Source organism: Streptomyces lusitanus, assembly GCF_042647945.1.
GTDB lineage: Bacteria > Actinomycetota > Actinomycetes > Streptomycetales > Streptomycetaceae > Streptomyces > Streptomyces pseudogriseolus.
Genome location: NZ_JBHRWL010000003.1, coordinates 1 through 18629 on the forward strand (window position 1 = coordinate 1; position 18629 = coordinate 18629).

Annotated in this window: 4 protein-coding genes and 2 pseudogenes; 5 read left to right on the plus strand and 1 reads right to left on the minus strand. The window is 76.0% G+C overall.

All coding sequences use genetic code 11. The features are described from left to right. The 5 genes and pseudogenes from ACFOSY_RS04805 to ACFOSY_RS04825 form a co-directional block, all read left to right on the plus strand. Positions 1–322 (plus strand): annotated as a pseudogene (locus ACFOSY_RS04805) (dehypoxanthine futalosine cyclase); the annotation flags it as partial. A 49-nt stretch (positions 323–371) separates the two neighbouring features. After that, positions 372–1364 (plus strand): ATP-binding cassette domain-containing protein, encoded by a 993-nt coding sequence (locus ACFOSY_RS04810; RefSeq protein ID WP_394305446.1) that lies wholly within the window; start codon positions 372–374, stop codon positions 1362–1364. Between the two features lie 2 nt (positions 1365–1366). Beyond that, positions 1367–2212, plus strand: coding sequence for an ABC transporter permease (locus ACFOSY_RS04815; protein WP_374204573.1), 846 nt, complete (start codon positions 1367–1369; stop codon positions 2210–2212). Positions 2213–2225: 13 nt separating this feature from the next. Continuing rightward, complete coding sequence (locus ACFOSY_RS04820) at positions 2226–6263, plus strand: AMP-binding protein (protein WP_394305447.1); 4038 nt, start codon at positions 2226–2228, stop codon at positions 6261–6263. A gap of 112 nt (positions 6264–6375) precedes the next feature. Then, positions 6376–7410, plus strand: a complete 1035-nt coding sequence (locus ACFOSY_RS04825) for a ketoacyl-ACP synthase III family protein (protein ID WP_394305448.1) — start codon at positions 6376–6378, stop codon at positions 7408–7410. A 318-nt stretch (positions 7411–7728) separates the two neighbouring features. On the opposite strand, the pseudogene ACFOSY_RS04835 reads toward ACFOSY_RS04825, so the two are convergent. Further along, positions 7729–18603 (minus strand): annotated as a pseudogene (locus ACFOSY_RS04835) (type I polyketide synthase); the annotation flags it as partial. Positions 18604–18629 lie beyond the last annotated feature (26 nt).

An 18629-nucleotide genomic window follows, 5' to 3' on the forward strand; every position in this document is an offset into this window, starting at 1 on the left:
GGGCTCGTGGCTGACCACCGGCAAGGAGGTCGGGCAGCTGTCCCTGCACTACGGCGCGGACGACCTCGGCTCGGTCATGCTGGAGGAGAACGTCGTCTCCTCCGCCGGCGCCAAGCACCGCTCCAACCTGATGGAGCTGATCACCCTCATCCGCACCGCCGGCCGGGTCCCGGCGCAGCGCTCGACGACGTACGAGCACCTCCTCGTGCACGACGACCCGGCGAACGACCCCGTCGACGAGCGGATCGTCTCGCACGTGTCCTCCACCGCCATCGAGGGCGGCACCGCCCATCCGGAGCTGAAGCTGATCGCCGCCACCTGAGCCCCGGGCTTCCCCCACCCCATCCCTGCGTACAAGGACGGAGAAGCCCATGGCGGGCGCCCTTCACGCCACCGGTCTGGTGAAGACCTTCGGCCGGGTCCGGGCCGTCGACGGCATCGACCTGGACATACCGGAAGGCGGCGTGCTGGGGCTTCTGGGCCCCAACGGAGCGGGCAAGACCACCGTGGTGCGTCTGCTCACCACCCTGCTGCGCCCCGACGCGGGCACCGCGGTCGTGGCCGGTCACGACGTGGTCCGCGACCCGGACGCGGTGCGGCTGTCGATCGGCCTGTCGGGCCAGTTCGCAGCCGTCGACGACCGGCTCACCGGCCGCGAGAACCTGCGCATGACCGGCGCGCTGTACGGGCTGCGCTCCCGCGCGGCCCGGCGGCGCGCCGACGAGCTGCTCGACCGGTTCGGCCTGACCGACGCCGCCGACCGGAGGTCGGGCACGTACTCCGGCGGTATGCGGCGCCGCCTCGACCTGGCCTGCGCGCTGGTGGCACAGCCCCCGGTGCTGTTCCTGGACGAGCCGTCGGTCGGGCTGGACCCGACCAGCCGGCTGCTGCTGTGGGACGCCGTCGAGGACCTCGTGCGCGAAGGCACCACCGTGCTGCTCACCACGCAGTACCTGGAGGAGGCCGACCGGCTGGCCCACTACCTCGCGGTCGTGGACCACGGGCGGGTCATCGCGCGCGGCACCTCGCACGACCTCAAGGCCTGGGCGGGCGGCGGGCGGATCGAGCTGATCGTGTCCTGGCCCGAGCAGCTCGACGCCGCGGCCTGGTTGGTGGCCCGGCTCGTCGGCCGGCCCCCGGACGTCGACCGGGCCCGGTCCACGGTGTCCGCGCCGGCCGACGGCGGGGTGCGGCTGCTGGCGCAGGTCGTCGCCGCGCTGGAGCACGAAGGCGTCGAGATCAGCGACATCGGGCTGCGCCGGCCCACCCTGGACGAGGTGTTCCTGGCCCTGACCGGGGACGGACCCCGGAGCGACGGGCGCGTCGTGGTGGGCGCCGGCGGGCCGAGCGAGAAGGAGTGGTGAACGTGTCGGCAGCGGAACCGGTCGTGCCCGAGCTGAAGCCGGGCACGGCCGCGAAGGCCGTGCGCGACGTGCTGGTGGTGACGCGGCGCAACGTGGTCCGCATGGTGCGGATCCCCGAGGTGCTGATCCTCGGCCTGGTGCAGCCCGTGGTGTTCGTGCTGCTGTTCGCCTACCTCTTCGCGGGCTCCTTCGGGCTGCCCGGCGCTGAGGGTCCGGAGGCGTACCGGGAGTTCATGATGCCGGGGTTCTTCGCCCAGACCATCGCGTTCGCCACGGCCAGCAACAGCAGTGTCGGCATGGCCACGGACGTGCAGAGCGGCATGGTGGACCGGTTCCGGTCGCTGCCGGTGGCGCGCGGCGCGCTGCTGACCGGGCGCACGGTCGCGGACCTGGTGCAGAACTCGGCGGTGGTCATGGTGATGGTGCTGTGCGGGCTGCTGGTCGGCTGGCGCGTCCACAACGGGCTGCTGCGGGCGCTCGCGGCGTTCGCGCTGCTGCTGCTCATGGGGTACGCGCTGTCCTGGGTGGGCGTCCTCGTCGGGCTGTCGGTGCGTGCGCCGGAGGCCGCGGCGACCGGCAACTTCCTGTGGCTGTTCCCGCTGACGTTCCTGTCCAACGCGTTCGTGGCGCCGTCCACGCTGCCGACGGTGCTGCGCTGGGCCGCCGAGTGGAATCCGCTGAGCGCGACGGTGCAGGCGGCGCGGCAACTGTTCGGCAATCCGGGGCTTTCCGCCACCGGGGCGTGGCCGGCGCAGCATCCGGTGCTGGTCTCGGTGGTCTGGTCGGTGGTCATCGCCGTGGTGTGCCGGGCGCTCGCGGTGCGCCGCTACCGTACGGCCGGTTCGTGAAGGGGAGAACCTGATGACGGACGCCGCGTTCCGGGCGGATCTGATCCGGCCGGTGCACGAACTGCTCGCCGGGCACGCGGCCCGGCGGCCGGACCGTGTCGCCTTCGCCGACGGCCGCCGCGCGGTCACCTGGGCCGAACTGGACCGGCGTACGGCACGGGTGGCGGGGCATCTGGCGGACCTGGGGCTCGGCCGGGGCGAGTCGGCGGTGATCTATCTGCCCAACCGGCTGGAGACGGTGGAAAGTTACCTCGCCGTCACCCGTGCCGCCGCGGTGGGCGTGCCGTTGAACCCGCAGTCGACCGATCCGGAACTGGTCCTGCTGCTGGACGACTGCGCGGCCCGCGTGGTGATCACGGGGGCGGCGCAGCTGCCGCAGGTGCGCCGGGTCCTCGCGGACCGGCCGGACGTCGTGGTGGTGCTGGTCGGGGACGAGAGCGAGCCGGGCTTCGCCGAGGCGGCCGGCGCGACGCTGCCGCTCTGGGAGGTCCTGGCGTCGACCTGGTCGCTGCGCTGTCCGCCCCGCGACGACCTGGGTCTGGACGAGCCGGCGTGGATGCTCTACACCTCCGGCACGACCGGTCGTCCCAAGGGCGTCGTGTCCACCCAGCGCGGTTCGCTGTGGGCGACGGCGGCGTGCAACGCCCCGCTGCTCGGGCTGTCGCCTCAGGACCGTGTCCTGTGGCCGATGCCCCTGTTCCACGCGGTGGCGCACAACATCTGTGTGCTCGGCGTGGTCGCCGTGGGCGCGAGCGCCCGCATCACGGACGGTCTGGCGGCCGAGGAGGTGCTGCGCCGGGCGCGGGAGGAGGACGCCACCTTCCTGGTGGGCGTGCCCACGCTGTTCCACCACATGGTGGAGCTGGCCCGCTCCGGCGCCGTGGAGGCGCCGCCGCTGCGGGTGTGCATGGTGGCGGGCTCGTCCTGCCCTCAGTCCCTGCACGAGGAGTTCCGGGCCGTGTTCGGCATCAAGCTGCTGGACAGCTACGGCTCCACGGAGACCGGCGGCGCGATCACCACCAACCTGCCGGACGGCCCGCACGTGCCGGGTTCGTGCGGTGTCCCGCTGCCGGGGCTGACGCTGCGGCTGACCGATCCGCGGACCCGGGCGGAGGTGGAACCGGGCGCCGAGGGCGAGATCTGGGTGTCCAGCCCCGCGCTGATGCTGGGCTACCACCAGCAGCCGGAGGAGACGGCCGCCGTCCTGTCGGACGGCTGGTACCGCACCGGGGACCTGGCCCGGCAGGACGCCGACGGCTATGTGACGATCACCGGCCGGCTCAAGGAACTCATCATCCGCGGCGGGGAGAACATCCATCCGCGCGAGGTGGAGCAGGCGCTCCTCGCCGCTCCCGGGGTGGCCGACGCGGCCGTGGCGGGCGTCCCGCACGCGTCGCTCGGCGAGGTCCCGGCCGCGTATCTGGTGCCGGGCCCGGACGGGGTCGACGTCGAGGACGTGCTGGCCGTGTGCCGGGAGCGGCTGTCGGCGTTCAAGCTGCCGGAGGAGATCCACGAGGTCGCCGAGGTCCCGCGCAATCCGGCCGGGAAGATCGTGCGCAAGGAACTGGCCGGTCTGCAGGGGCGGTTGCTGTGGCGGCGCAGCCGGCAGGAGCCGCAGTCGGCCCCGCGGTACTCGGGCGCCGCCGACCTGGGACTGGACGACACCGGTCACCCGCTGCTGACCGCGTGCGTCGAACTGCCCGGCCCGGAGGGGCCCGGCCGGTGGATGACCGTGCACACCGGCCGTCTCACCGCGGCCGGCACCGACCCCTCGCTGCTGCGGCGGACCGACGGCGGCCGGGTCCTGGCCGGGTCCGCGCTGCTGGACCTGGTGCTCTACGCGGCCGGCCGGGCCGGCTGCGCCCGCGTGGTGGAACTGTCCGCCCCGGACCCGCTGGTGGTACCGCTCGAGGGCGGTGTGCAGCTGCGGGTGACCGTGGGCGCGGCGGACGCCGACGGCGTCCGGCGTGTGGAGGTGCACGGGCGGTGGGACGCGCACGGCGCGGCGGGCCGCCCGTGGACCCGGCACGCCACGGGCTCGGTGGCGCCCGCCGCCGTGCCGGAGCCGGACGAGCCGGCGGCCGTGTGGCCGCCTTCGGGCGCGCGCCGCGAGGACGCCGGGGACGCGGCGCCGGACGGCCGGGCGCCGGACGGCCGGGCGCCGGACGGGGTGTGGCGGCGGGACGGCGAGGTGTTCGCCGAGGTGTCGCTGCCCGACCGGGCCACCGCGCGGGACGGCTTCGAGGTGCATCCGGCGCTGCTGGAGGCGGCGTTCGCGGCGGCGACCGGGCAGCCGGCGGAGCGGGTGGCCGCGGTGTCCTGGCGCGAGGTGTCCCTGTACGCGGTGGACGCGTCGGTGCTGCGGACACGGATGCGGGCCGCGGCGGACGGGACCTGGGCGGTCGACGCCTTCGACGGCGCCGGGGACCCGGTGCTCACGGCGCGTGAGGTGGCGTTCGCGCCGCCGGAGCGCCGTACGGTCCTGGCGGCGTCCGCGGCCCAGCAGGACGGCCTGTTCGAAGAGGTGTGGGAGGTCCGTGAGCTGCCGCGCGCGGCGTCACGGCAGGAACGCTGGGCGGTCGTCGGCGCGGACGCGCTGCGGGCCCGCGCGGGACTGATGTCGGCCGGCCGCTACTGCGAGACCCACCCCGGCCTGCCGGCGCTGCTCGCCTCGGTGGAGGAGGGCGCGCCGGCGCCGGACGTGGTGGTCGTGTCGCCCACCGGGACACCCGGGGGCGCGCCGGCCGCCGACGGGGTCCGCGCGGCCGTCGGCGAGGCCCTGGACTGGGTACGGCACTGGGCCGACGCCCGTTTCGCGCGCAGCCGCCTGGTGGTGCTGACCCGGGGCGCGGTCGCCGTACGGGAGGACGCGGCGCCGCCGGATCCGGCCGCCGCCACGGTGTGGGGTCTGATGGGCGCGGCCCAGGACCGGGCACCGGGCCGCTTCACGCTGATCGAGACCGATGGCGTCAAGCGGTCCTGGCGGCGGGTCGAGGACGCGGTCGCCTCCGGCGAGCCGCGGCTCGCGCTGCACGGCGGCGAGGTGCGCCGGCCCCGGGCCGCCCGGCTGTCCGCGCGGGCCCTGGCCGATGTGCCCGTGGCCGGGCGGGTCGCGCTGTTCGCGGCGGGCGAGGCGGCCGGGCCCGCGGCGTTCCTGTCCGCCGTCCGGCCCGAGGGAGGGCAACGGCCGCTGCTGGCGGGCCCGTTCGCGAAGAACGCGGCCGACCGGCTGCCGGTGTCCGCCGGGCCCGGCGACGCGCTGCCGTGGGAGCCGGAGGACCCGGCCGGATCGGTGCGGGCCCTGCTCGACGGCGGTCCCGCGACAGTGGTGTTCGCCGCCTCCGTGCCGGACGAGCGGGACGCCGACGTGGACGTGGCGCTGCGGCCCGTCGTGGACCCCGCTCTGGAGCTGGCCCGTTCGGCGCCCGGGCGTGGGGTGACGTCCGTGGTGTTCGTCACGCCCGGCCCGCGCGCGGCGGGTCCCGCGGACGCGGCCCTCGCGGCGCTGTTCGAGGCGTGCGCGCGCCGGCTGCGGGAGGCGGGCGTGACGGCCGTGGCGCTGCGCGGTCCGGACGGGCCGCCGGAGGAGGCCGCCGGGCTGTTCGCCGCGGCGGTCGCCGCCGGCCGTCCGGCGGTCACCGCCGAGCGCCCCGAGATCCCCCGCTCGCGTACCGTCGCGCCGCTCACGGCGAGCGCCGCGCTGCTGCGCGGCCTGTCGTCCGGCACCGTGCGGCGGGCCGCGCGGGACGCGGTGGACGACCCGGGCGGGCTGCGGCACCGGCTGGCCGCGCTCACGGGCGCCGAGCAGGAGGAGGTCCTGCTTCGTCTGGTGTGCGCGCACCTCGCCACGGCGCTGGGCCGCGCGGGCGCGGGGCAGGTGCCCGCCGACCGGGAGATCCGCGATCTGGGCTTCGACTCGCTGACCGCGCTGACCGCGCGCGACGCACTGGAGTCGGCGACCGGCCTCTCGCTGCCGGCGTCGGTGGTGTTCGACTTCGCGACGCCGGCGGGTCTGGCCCGTCATCTGCGCGGGGAACTGCTCGCCGGCTGAGGCGGGTTGGTGGGCCGGGCGGCGGGGCGCCGAGTTGGCGTCCTGCCGCCCGGCGTCGTTTTCGTTGCCACCCACGGACGCCGGCCCGCGGGCCGGCCAGGAGGAGGAAGACATGCGTGTCGAGAACGTCCACATCGAGTCGCTGGGCGTGGTGCTGCCCGACTGGGCCAGCGCCGAACAGGCGGTGGCCGAAGGCCGCCTCGACGCCGAGATCCAGGCCGCGAACGGCCTGACCGGGGCCCATGTCGCGGGTGACGTGCCGGCGATGGACCTGGCGGTGTCGGCGGCGCGGATCGCGCTGGACCGCTCCAAGATCGACCCCGAGGACCTGGGGGCGCACATCCACAGCGCGGTCCACTACCAGGCCCCCGAGGGCGCCTACCCGCCCGGCTACATCCTGCGTGAACTGGGCCTCGGCCGGCTGCCCGCGCTGTTCCTCCAGCAGGGCTGCGACGGCATGCTCAGCGCGCTCGAGGTGGCGATCGGCAAGCTGACCGGCGCCGCCGAGGCGGGGTCGGTGCTGCTGACGACGGGTGAGAACTTCTCCTCCCCCACCATGGACCGCTGGCGGGGCTTCGGGCAGGCGTACATCCTCGGTGACGGCGCGGCGGCGGCGCTGGTCAGCGACGAGGGCGGGTTCGCCGAGGTGCGGTCGCTGAACTCCGGGGTGCTGCACGAGCTGGAGAAGTGGCACCGCGGCGACGGTCCGCTGATCCTGCGCGAGGACGCCGGATCGATGTCCGACATGGCCGAGCGGGCGCAGCGGTTCACCGACAGCGAGATGCCGCTGTCGGAGACGATGGAGAAGCTGACCCTGTTCGATCTGGAGATCATCCAGCGGTCCCTGGTGGACGCCGGCATCAACGCGTCGGACCTGGCGATGGTCGTCCCCATCAACATGGACGGCCGGATGATCGAGTACTCGATCATGATGCCGCTGGGGCTGACGATGGAGCGGTGCAGCTGGGACTTCGGGCGGGCGGTGGGGCACGTGGGCGGCGCGGACGTGTTCATCACCCTGGAGCATCTGGTGCGCACCCGGGCGGTGTCCCCCGGCGACCATGTGCTGCTGGTGTCGCAGGGGCCGGGCTGGCTGTGCAGCGCGGCCGTGGTCACCGTCACGGAGGTGCCGCACTGGGCGGAGTGACCGCGCCGCGTGCGCGGGGGCCCGCCTCCCTCACATACCGGACACGTCAAGGCCCGCCGCCCCTCCTGGTGAGGGCGGCGGGCCTTGACGTGCGGGCCGGGCGCCCGCGACGGCCGCTGCTGCCGGGTCCGCGTCCGCCCGGTTGGGGCGGGGGCCGCGATCGCGGGGGCCTCGCCGCGTCGAATGCCGGACCACGAGGCCCGCCACCCTCCTGGTGGGAGTGGCGGGCCTCGCCGTGCCGGCCGGGCGCCCGCGACGGACCCTCCTGCCGGGTCCGCGTCCGCCCCGGCCGGGGCGGGCGCGGAGCTCCGGGGCGTGTCAGGCGCCGAGGCCGGTCAGCCAGTCGTCTGTGGCGTCGGCGGTGGAGCGGGCGTAGGCCTCCATCATGGTGAAGTGGTTGCCGGGGACGTCGAGCACCGTGTGGGCCCGTTCCCAGGTGGTCTGCCACTCCTGCGGGGGCAGTTCCTCGCCGGGGGCGGGGGGCACCGGCGGCTCGCTGGAGCGCACCAGCAGCACCGGGCAGTCCAGCGGCCCCGGCTCCCATTCGCCGATGAGCGCCACGTACCAGCTCATGGCGGTCAGCCGGTCGGTGTCCATGTGCGCGAACATCGACTCCCGTTCGAACATGCCGCCCAGCATCTGCTGGGAGAACCGCAGGAACGGCGAGTCGGCCCGCGGCATGTAGGTGTCGAGGAGGACGACGGCGGCCGGCGGCGCGCCCCGCTCCTGGAGGCGCCGGGCCGCGGACAGGGCGAGGATGCCGCCGGAGGAGGAGCCGAGCAGGACCGCCGGCGTGTCGCCCACGGTGCGGTGCACCGCGTCGGCGTGCAGGTCGGCCACCGCGTCGAAGGTGGCGGGCAGCAGCTCCCCTGCGCCGAATCCCTGGGTGGGCAGGGCCCACACGTCGCGCCGGCCGCGGAAGCGGGAGGCGAACCGGGCGTACTGGTGCACGCCGGCGAGGGCGACGTAGGAGCTGAAGCAGACCAGCGGCGAGGCGGCGTCGCCGGTCGAGAGGCGGATCGCCTCCGGGAGGGACGGCAGCTCGGCCGGGGCGCTGAAGGTGGGGCGCAGTCCGGCCGCCGCCTGGAGCAGGGCGAAGCCGTCGTCCACCCGGCCGTCCAGGCAGGCCGCCTTGAACAGGCCTCCGATGGTGTCCTCGGCGCGGACCGGCGGGCCGTCCTGCGCCGTGCCGTCGGCGGGTGCGGCGGCCGGGTGGGGCTCCGCGTCCAGGCGCTGGTGCAGGTGGGCGGCGAGCGCCTCGGGGGTGGCGTGGTCGAACAGCAGGGTGGGGGCCAGCCTGAGGCCGGTCGCCGAGGCGAGGTGGTTGCGCAGTTCCACCACGGTCAGGGAGTCGAAGCCCTGTTCGGTGAAGAGGCGGTCGGGTTCGATCGCGTCGGACGAGGGATGGCCCAGCACGGTGGCCGCCAGGTCGCGGACCAGGCCGAGCAGGCGGGCGCGGCCCTCTTCGGGCGTGGCGCCGGCGAGCAGCGTCGAGGTGACGGGGCCGGCGGGTCCGGCCTCGACGGTGCGGCGGGCGGGCGCGGCGGGCGCCGGGCGGAGCAGGGCGCGCACTCCGGCGCTGCCCGAGCCGGTGCTGACGGCGATCACCGCGGGGTCCGTGCCGGTCAGCGCCTCGTCCAGCAGGGCGAGGGCCTCGTCGGCGGCCAGCGGGCGCAGTCCGCCGCGGGCGAGCCGGCCGCGGTCGGTGTCGGACAGGCGGGAGGTCATGCCGCCGTCGTCGGCCCAGGGTCCCCAGGCGACGGAGACGGCGGGCAGGCCCAGCGCGTGCCGGTGGGCGGCGAGTCCGTCCAGGAAGGCGTTGGCGGCGGCGTAGTTGGCCTGGCCGGGTGCCCCGAAGGCGCCGGCCGCGGAGGAGAACAGCACGAACGCGGCCGGGTCGTGGGGGGCGGTGGCGCGGTGCAGGTGCCAGGCGCCGTCGGCCTTGGGGCGCAGCACGGTGTCCAGCCGGCCGGGGTCGAGGGCGGTGAGCACGGCGTCGTCGGTGACGCCGGCCGCGTGGACGACGCCGGTCAGCGGGGCGTCCTCGGGCAGCAGCGTCAGCAGCCGGGTCACGTCGGCACGGTCGGATACGTCGCAGGCCTCCAGGCGCACCCGCGCTCCCAGCGCGGTCAGCTCGGCGACCAGGGTGTCCGCGCCCTCGGCGGCGGGGCCGCGGCGGCCGGCGAGCAGCAGGGAGCGTACGCCGTGCCGGGTGACCAGATGGCGGGCGACGGCCCGGCCGAGGGCGCCGGTGGCGCCGGTGACCAGGACGGTGCCGGCGGCCAGGCCGGGGGCGGTGACGTCGACGGCGGCGGGGGCGACGTCCGGGTGCAGGACCCGGCCGTCGCGGACGGCGCCGTGCGGCTGTCCCGCGGCCACCGCGGCGAGCAGCGCGCGGTCGTCGGCGTCGGCGGGGTCGCCGGGCAGGTCCAGGAGCTGGAACCGGCCGGGGTGCTCGGCCTGGGCGGCGCGTACAAGGCCCCACAGTGCGGCCCCGGCCACGTCGGGCAGGACCACACCGGCCCGGGCGCCGGCCGGGCCCGCGGTGACGGCGGCGCGGGTGACGAACACCAGCCGGGAGTCGGCGAAGCGCTCGTCGGCCAGCCAGCCGCACATCAGCTCGTGCGTCCGGGTCAGCAGGCCCCGTACCGCGTCGGGCACGGCCTGCCCGTCGGGGCGGCGGGGTTCGGGGGCCACCAGGACCACGTCGGGCATGGTCATGCCGGTGTCGACCGCCTTGGCGAGGGCCTCCAGGTCGGCGTAGGTCTCCAGGTGCACGCCGGCCCCGTCCAGGGCCGCGGCGACGCGGTCGTCGCCGGTGCCGAGGACGATCCAGCGCACCGTCTCCGCCGCCGGCACGGCCGGGGCCGGGAGGGTCTCCCGCCAGTCGAAGCGCAGCAGTTCGGGCCGGTCCTGGGCGGGGGCGGGGGCCGCCGCGCGCAGGGTGACGGCGTCGGCGGTGGCGACCGGCCTGCCGGCCGTGTCGGTGACGAGGACGGAGTATCCGTGGTCGTGACCGGCGGGGGCCAGCCGTACCCGCAGCGCGGTGGCGCCGGTGGCGTGCAGGGTCAGTCCGGTCCAGGCGAACGGCAGCATCGGCGCGGCGGTTTCGTCGTCGGCCCGCACGCCGGGGCGGCGCACCAGGAGCGCGTGGGTGGCGGCGTCCAGGAGGGCGGGGTGCAGACCGTGGCGTGCCGCGTCCCCGCGGTACGGCTCGGGCAGTTCGACCTCGGCGAACACCTCGTCACCGCGCTCCCACACCGTGCGCAGTCCGCGGAAGCCGGGACCGTACGCGAACCCGGCCTCGGCGAAGGCGGCGTAGGGGTCCTCGCCGGAGACGACGACGGCGCCGGGCGGCGGCCAGGCGGCCAGGTCGCCGGCCGGCAGGGAGGGCGCCTGCGGGGCGAGGACGCCCTGGGCGTGCAGACGCCACTCGGCGCCGTCGCCGCCGGGACGCGACCAGATCCCGAAGGCACGGCGGCCGGCCTCGTCGGGGGCGTCGACGGTGACCTGGACGGGAACGGCGTCCCGTTCGGGTATGACGAGCGGGCTGAGGAGGGTGAGTTCGCTCAGGTGACCGCAGCCGGCCCGGTCGCCGGCGTGCACGGCGAGGTCGAGGTGGCCGGTGGCGGGCAGGATGACCTGGCCGAGGACGGCGTGGTCGGCGAGCCAGGGGTGCGTGCGCGTCGACAGCCGCCCGGTGAACAGCAGTTCCTGCGAGCCCGCCCGGGTGATCTCGGCGTCGAGGAACGGGTGGCCGGCCGGGTCCGTCCCGGCGGCCGTGGCGAGCGGCACGGTGGGGAGCCAGTAGCGCTGCCGCTGGAAGGCGTAGGTGGGCAGCGGCACAGGACGGGCGCCGGGCAGCAGCGCCGTCCAGTCGGGGTCGACGCCGTGGGCGAAGAGGGTGGCGACGGCGGTGAGGAGCCGGTGCCGTTCGGGCCGGTCGCGCAGGACGGCGGCGGTGAACACCGGTTCCTGCGCGGTCGACGGCGCCGTCGCGGCCGTGGTCCCGCTCTCGGTCCCGGTGGGGGCCGTCCCCGTCAGGGGCGTCCCGGTCAGGGCCGTCTCGGCGAGGGCGGTGAGCCGGCTGTCGGGGCCGACCTCGAGGAAGCGACGCGCTCCGAGGGCGCGCAGGCGCAGCAGGGCGTCGTGGAAGCGGACCGACTGCCGGACGTGGCGGACCCAGTACTCGGGGTCGGTGAGCTGGCCCGGTTCGGCGGCCTGTCCGGTGACGGTGGAGACGACGGCCATGGTCGGCTCGGCGTAGGTGAGGCCCGCGGCGACCTCGCGGAACGCGTCGAGCATCGGGTCCATGAGCGGCGAGTGGAAGGCGTGGCTCACGCGCAGGCGGGTCGTGCGCCGTCCGGCGGCGGCGAGTTCGGCCGCCACCTCGGCCACCGCGCCCTCCGCACCCGAAACGACCACGGAACGCGGGCCGTTGACCGCGGCGATCCCCGCGTCGGCGCGCCCGTCGAGCAACGGGAGTACCTCGTCCTCGGCCGCCTCCACCGCGAACATCGCACCACCGGCGGGCAGTTCCTGCATCAGCCGGCCACGCGCGGCCACCAGCGCACACGCGTCCCCGAGGGAGAACACCCCGGCCACATGGGCCGCGGCGATCTCACCGATCGAGTGCCCGGCCAGGAAGTCCGGCCGCACGCCCCAGGACTCGAGCAGCCGGAACAGCGCGACCTCGAACGCGAACAGCGCGGGCTGGGCGTACTCGGTGCGGTGCACGAGCTCGGCGTCGTCACCGAACACGGCCTCGCGCAGCCCGGGGACGCGTGCGCACACGGCGTCGAAGGCGTCGGCGAACACCGGGAAGGCGTCGTGCAGTTCACGGCCCATGCCGGGACGCTGGGCGCCCTGACCGGTGAACAGGAAGGCGGTACGTCCGCCGGTGCGGGCGGTGCCGGTGACGGTGGGCGGCAGCGGGGCTCCGTCGGCGAGGGCGCGGAGCTGGGCGGTCAGTTCGTCGTGGCCGGCGCCGACGAGCACCGCGCGGTGCGGGAAGGCGGTCCGGGTCGTGGCCAGGGCCAGGGCGGTGTCGGCGGGCGCCACGCCGGGGTGCGCCCGCACATGGTCGAGCAGGCGGCGGGCCTGGTCGCGCAGGGCCTGCGGGTCACGGCCGCTGACGACCCAGGGCACGTCCCCGGAGGGCTCCTGTCGCGCGGGCGTCTCGGGAACGGGCTGTTCGGGGGCGGCTTCGAGGACGACGTGGGCGTTGGTGCCGCTGATCCCGAAGGACGACACGCCCGCCCGCCGCGGACGGTCCCCGGTCGTGGGCCACTCGCGTGCCTCGCTCAGCAGTTCCACCGCACCGGCCGACCAGTCCACGTGCGAGGACGGCGCGTCCACATGCAGCGTCGCCGGGAGCACCCCGTGCTCCATCGCCAGCACCATCTTCATCACACCGGCCACACCGGCACCCGCCTGCGTGTGACCCACATTCGACTTCACCGACCCCAGATACAGGGGCCGTTCGGCGGGCCGGTCCTGCCCGTAGGTGGCCAGCAGCGCCTGCGCCTCGATCGGGTCACCCAGCCGGGTGCCCGTGCCGTGCGCCTCCACCGCGTCCACGTCGGCCGCAGTGAGCCCCGCGTCCGCCAGCGCGGCACGGATCACCCGCTGCTGCGAGGGGCCGTTGGGCGCGCTCAAGCCGTTGGACGCACCGTCCTGGTTGACCGCGCTGCCCTTCACCACCGCGAGCACCGGATGCCCGTTCGCCCGCGCGTCCGACAGCCGCTCCACCAGCAGCAGACCGCCGCCCTCGGAGAACCCGGTGCCGTCCGCCGCGTCCGCGAACGCCTTGCAGCGCCCGTCCGCCGCCAGACCCTGCTGACGGCTGAAGTCCACGAACAGGCCGGGCGTCGACATCACGGTGACACCGCCGGCGAGGGCCAGGTCGCACTCCCCCGCGTACAGCGACCGCACGGCCAGGTGCAAGGCGACCAGGGAGGACGAGCAGGCGGTGTCGACGGTGACGGCCGGGCCTTCGAGGCCGAAGGTGTACGACAGGCGGCCCGACATGACAGCGGCGGAGGTGCCGTTGCTCAGGTGGGCCCCGACCTCGTCGCCGGGTGCGATGGGACGGGAGGTGTAGTCCTGGTAGTTGGTGCCGGCGAAGACGCCGGTGCGGCTGCCGCGCAGGCTGCGCGGATCGATCCCGGCCCGCTCGAAGGTCTCCCACGCCATCTCCAGCAGCAGCCGCTGCTGCGGATCCATCGCGAGGGCCTCACGCGGCGAGATGGCGAACACGCTCGGATCGAAGTCGGCGAAGCCGGCGAGGAAACCGCCGGTGAGGGTCGAGGTGTGGCCGGCCCGTCCAGGCTCGGGGTCGTGCAGTGTCTCCAAGTCCCAGTCCCGGTCCTCGGGGAAGGGGCCCATCACGTCGGCGCCGTCGGCGAGGAGCCGCCAGAACTCCTCGGGCGTGTCGGCGTCGCCGGGGAAGCGGCAGGCCATGCCGACGATCACGACGGGGTCCTCCGCGGTGTCCGCGCGGGACACCGTGGTGGCCGCGGGGGCGGAGGCGGACGGGCGCTGCCTCGGGGCGAGTTGTTCGTCGAGGTGCTCGGCGAGCGCGGCCGGGGTCGGGTAGTCGTAGACGAGGGTGGCGGGCAGCCGCATGCCGGTCGCCTCGCCGAGGGCGTTGCGCAGTTCGACGGAGGTGAGGGAGTCGAAGCCGAGTTCGCGGAAGGCGCGGGCCGGCTCGACGTCGTCGGGGCTCGGGTGGTTGAGGACGTAGGCGATGTGGGCGCGGACGAGGTGCAGCAGCGCGTGCCTGCGGTCCGCGTCGGAGAGGGCGGCCAGCTGGGCGAGGAGTCCTTCGCCGGTCTCCCCCGGCTCGGCGCCGTCGCCGACGCCGCCGGGCGCGGGCCGGTTGGCGCGCAGCCGCACGAGGTCGGGCAGGGCGGCGTACAGGCGGCGGGGGCGGCCCTTGTCGAGTTCGGCGCCGAAGACCTCCCAGTCGATGTCGCTGACGACGAGCGCCGTGTCGTCGTGGTCCAGGGCGTCCTGGAGGGCGGTGACGGCGACGGCGGGGTCCATCAGGCGTACGCCGTGCCGTTCGAGGCGTTCGCCGACGTTGCCGGAGGCCATGCCGCCGTCGGCCCAGCCGCTCCAGGCCACGGCGGTGGCGGGGAGTCCGCGGGCGCGCCGGTCCTCGGCGAGGGCGTCGAGGAAGGCGTTGCCGGGGGCGTAGTTGCCGTGTCCGGGGCTGCCGAAGACGCCTGACGAGGAGGAGAACAGGACGAACGCGGACAGGTCGAGGCCGGCGGTGGCGGCGTCGAGGTTGAGGGCGCCGCCCACCTTGACCCGCAGGACGTCGGCGAGCCGGTCGGGGGTGAGGGAGCCGATGACGCCGTCGTCGAGGACGGCCGCGGTGTGGAAGACGGCGGTCAGGGGCCGGTCGGCGGGGATGCCGGCCAGGAGCGAGTCGAGGGCGTCCCGGTCGGCGATGTCGCAGGCGGCCAGTTCGGCGTGGGCGCCGAGGGAGGCGAGCTCCTCCCGCAGGGCGGCGGCGCCTTCCGCGTCGGGTCCGGAGCGGCTGACCAGCAGCAGGTGGGCGGCGCCGGAGCGGGCGAGCCAGCGGGCGACGTGCCGGCCGAGGGCGCCGGTGCCGCCGGTGACGAGGACGGTGCCGTCCGGTTTCCAGGTGCGGCGGCCGGGCAGTCCGCCGGTGGCGGCGCGTTCCAGGCGGCGGCCGAGGACGCCGGTGGGGCGGACGGCGATCTGGTCCTCGTGGTCGGCGCCGGCGAGGACCGCGATCAGGCGGTCGGCCGCGCGGTCGTCGAGGTCGGCGGGCAGGTCGGCGAGCCCGCCCCAGCAGTCGGCCTGTTCCAGCGCGACGACCCTGCCGAAGCCCCAGATCAGGGCCTGCGACGGGCGGTCGGGGGCTGTTCCGGGCGCGGTGGCGACGGCGCCTCGGGTCAGGAACCACACCGGCAGCCGGGTGTCGAGGCCGTCCATCGCCTGGACGAGGGCGACGGTGGCCGCGAACCCGTTCGGCAGCAGCGGGTGGCCGGGGTGCGGGGTGTCGTCGAGGGCGAGGAGGGACAGGACGGCCTGTGCTCCGTCGGCCGCGCCGGACAGGGCGGCGGTGAGGGCGTCCCGGCCGGCGGCGGTGTCGACGACGACGGGGACGCAGTCGGCTCCGGCCCGGGTGAGAGCGGCGTGGATCGCGGTGGCCTCGGGGCCGTTCTCGTGGCCGCGGGGCACCAGCAGCAGCCGGCGTCCGGTCAGGGCGGGGGCGGGGCGGTCGGCGAGGGGGTGCCAGGTGATGCGGTACCGCCAGGCGTCGGCGGTGGCCCGGTCGGTGCTGCGTCTGCGGTAGCCGGCCAGGGCGGGGGCTACGGAGGACACGGTGTCCTGGTCCAGGCCGAGGGCGGCGGCCAGGGTGTCGAGGTCGCCGGTCTCGACGGCCTGCCAGAACGGGGCGTCGGCGGTGCCGGCTGCCGTGTCCCCCGTCCGCGCTCCGGTGAACGCGGGCCAGTAGCGGCGCCGTTGGAAGGCGTAGACGGGCAGGTCGACGCGGTGGGCGGGCTCGTCGTGGACGGCGGCCCAGTCGACGCGGCCGCCGCGTACCGCGAGGGCGGCGACGGAGGCGAGGAAGCGTTCGGGTCCGCCCTCCGAGCGGCGCAGGGTGCCCAGGACGGCGCCGTCGGTGATGCCGAGGTCCTCCAGGGTGTCCCCGACGGGGGTGGTGACCACCGGGTGCGGTCCGGTCTCGACGAAGACACGGTGGCCGGCGTCGGCGAGGCCCCGCACGGCGGTCTCGAAGAGGACCGGGCGGCGGACGTTGTCGTACCAGTAGGCGGCGTCGAGGGTGGTGGTGTCCTCGACGCGCTCCCCGGTGACGGTGGAGTGGAAGGGGATCTCGGCGGGGCGCGGGCGGACGGGGGCGAACCCGGCGAGCAGTTCGTCGCGCACCTCCTCGACGTGCGCGGAGTGGGAGGCGTACTCCATGGGGACGCGGCGGGCGCGGACCCCGGCCTCGTTGAGGGAGGCGAGGAGCTCGGCGAGCGGTTCGGCGTCCCCGGAGACGCTGACGGAGCGGGGTCCGGTGATCGAGCCCACCGAGAGCCGGCCCTCGTAGGGAGCCAGGAGGCGTTCCACTTCGGCGAGCGGCAGGGGCACGGCCACCATGCCGCCGCGGCCGGCGACGGCGGTCAGTGCGCGGGCACGGGTGACGACGACGCGGGCGGCGTCCTCCAGGGTGAGGATCCCGGCGATGTGGGCGGCGGCGATCTCGCCCTGGCTCTGTCCGGCCACCGCGGCGGGGCGCACCCCGCAGGCCATCCACAGCCGGGCCAGGGCGACGCACACCACGAACATGGCGGACTGGACCACGTCGAGGCGCTCCAGCGGCGGGGCTCCGGGGGCGCGGCGCAGCACGTCGAGAACCGAATAGTCGGTGAGCGCCTCGACCGCGGCGGCGGCCTCGTCGAAGAAGCGGCGGAACCGCGGTTCGGCCGCGTGGAGTTCGACGGCCATGCCGTCCCACTGCGGGCCGTGCCCGGGGAAGAGGAAGACCGGGTCGCCGTCGGTGTCGGCGACGCCGCGCACGACGGCCGGGTCGGGTGTGCCCTCGGCGAGGGAGGTCAGGCCGCGCAGGAGCCGGTCCAGGTCGTCGGCGACGACGACGGCCCGGTGTTCCAGGGCGGGCCGGGTGGCGGCCAGGGACCAGGCCAGGTCGGCGGGGCGGGGCGTGCCGTCCGGGGCGGACCGGAGATGGGCGGCGAGGCGGGCGGCCTGCGCGCGCAGGGCGGCGGTGGTGCGGCCGGAGACGGGGAAGGCGCGGGCGCGGGGGGTGTCGTCGGTGGACGCGGCCGGCTCGGAAGTCGGTTCCTCGGGGGCCTGTTCGAGGATGACGTGGGCGTTGGTGCCGCTGACGCCGAAGGAGGAGACGGCGGCCCGGCGCGGCCGGTCGCCGGCGGCGGGCCAGTCGCGGGCCTCGGTGAGCAGTTCGACGTGTCCGGCGCTCCAGTCGACGTGCCGGCTGGGCCGGCCGACGTGGAGGGTGGCCGGCAGCCGTCCCGCGCGCAGGGCGAGGATCGTCTTGATGACGCCGGCGACGCCGGCGGCGGCCTGGGTGTGGCCGAGGTTGGACTTCACCGAGCCGAGCAGCAGCGGCCGGTCGGCGGGCCGGTCCTGCCCGTACGTGGCGAGGAGGGCCTGCGCCTCGATGGGGTCGCCGAGGGTGGTGCCGGTGCCGTGCGCCTCGACGGCGTCCACGTCGGCCGGGGCGAGCCCGGCGGAGCGCAGGGCCTGCCAGATGACGCGTTCCTGGGACGGGCCGTTGGGCGCCGTCAGCCCGTTGGAGGCGCCGTCCTGGTTGACGGCGGAGCCGCGCAGCACGGCGAGCACGGGGTGGCCGTTGCGGCGGGCGTCCGACAGCCGTTCGACGACGAGGACGCCGGCGCCCTCGCCCCAGGCGGTGCCGTCGGCGTCGTCGGAGAACGCCTTGCAGCGCCCGTCCGGGGCCAGTCCGCGCTGGCGGCTGAACTCCAGGAAGACCGTGGGCGTCGACATGACGGTGACGCCGCCGGCCAGGGCCAGGTCGCACTCCCCCGCGCGCAGTGCCTGCGCGGCCAGGTGCAGGGTGACCAGGGAGGAGGAGCAGGCGGTGTCGACGGAGACGGCCGGGCCTTCCAGGCCGAGGGTGTAGGAGATGCGGCCGGACAGGACGCTGGGCGAGTTGCCGACGCCGTCGTCGCCGGCGTTGTCGGAGTGCGCCAGCAGCGTGGGGTAGTCCTGGAGGTTGGTGCCGGCGAACACGCCGGTGCGGCTGCCGCGCAGGGAGAGCGGGTCGACGCCGGCGCGTTCCAGGGCCTCCCAGCAGATCTCCAGGAGCAGCCGCTGCTGGGGGTCGGTGCCGACGGCCTCGCGCGGGGAGATGCCGAAGAAGGAGGCGTCGAAGTCGGCAACGCGGTCGATGAACCCGCCGGTGCGGGTGTAGCTGCGTCCCGGTGTGCCCGGTTCCGGGTCGTAGAGGGCCTCGGTGTCCCAGCCGCGGTCGCGCGGCCAGTCGGTCATCGCGTCGGTGCCGTCCTCCAGCAGCCGCCACAGGTCGTCGGGGCCGGACACGCCGCCGGGGAAGCGGCAGCCCATCGCGACGATCGCGACCGGTTCGTGTCCGCGGGCCTCGGCCGCCGCCAGGCGCTGTCGCGTCTGGTGGAGATCGGCCGTGACCTTCTTCAGGTAGCCGAGGAGCTTGTCCT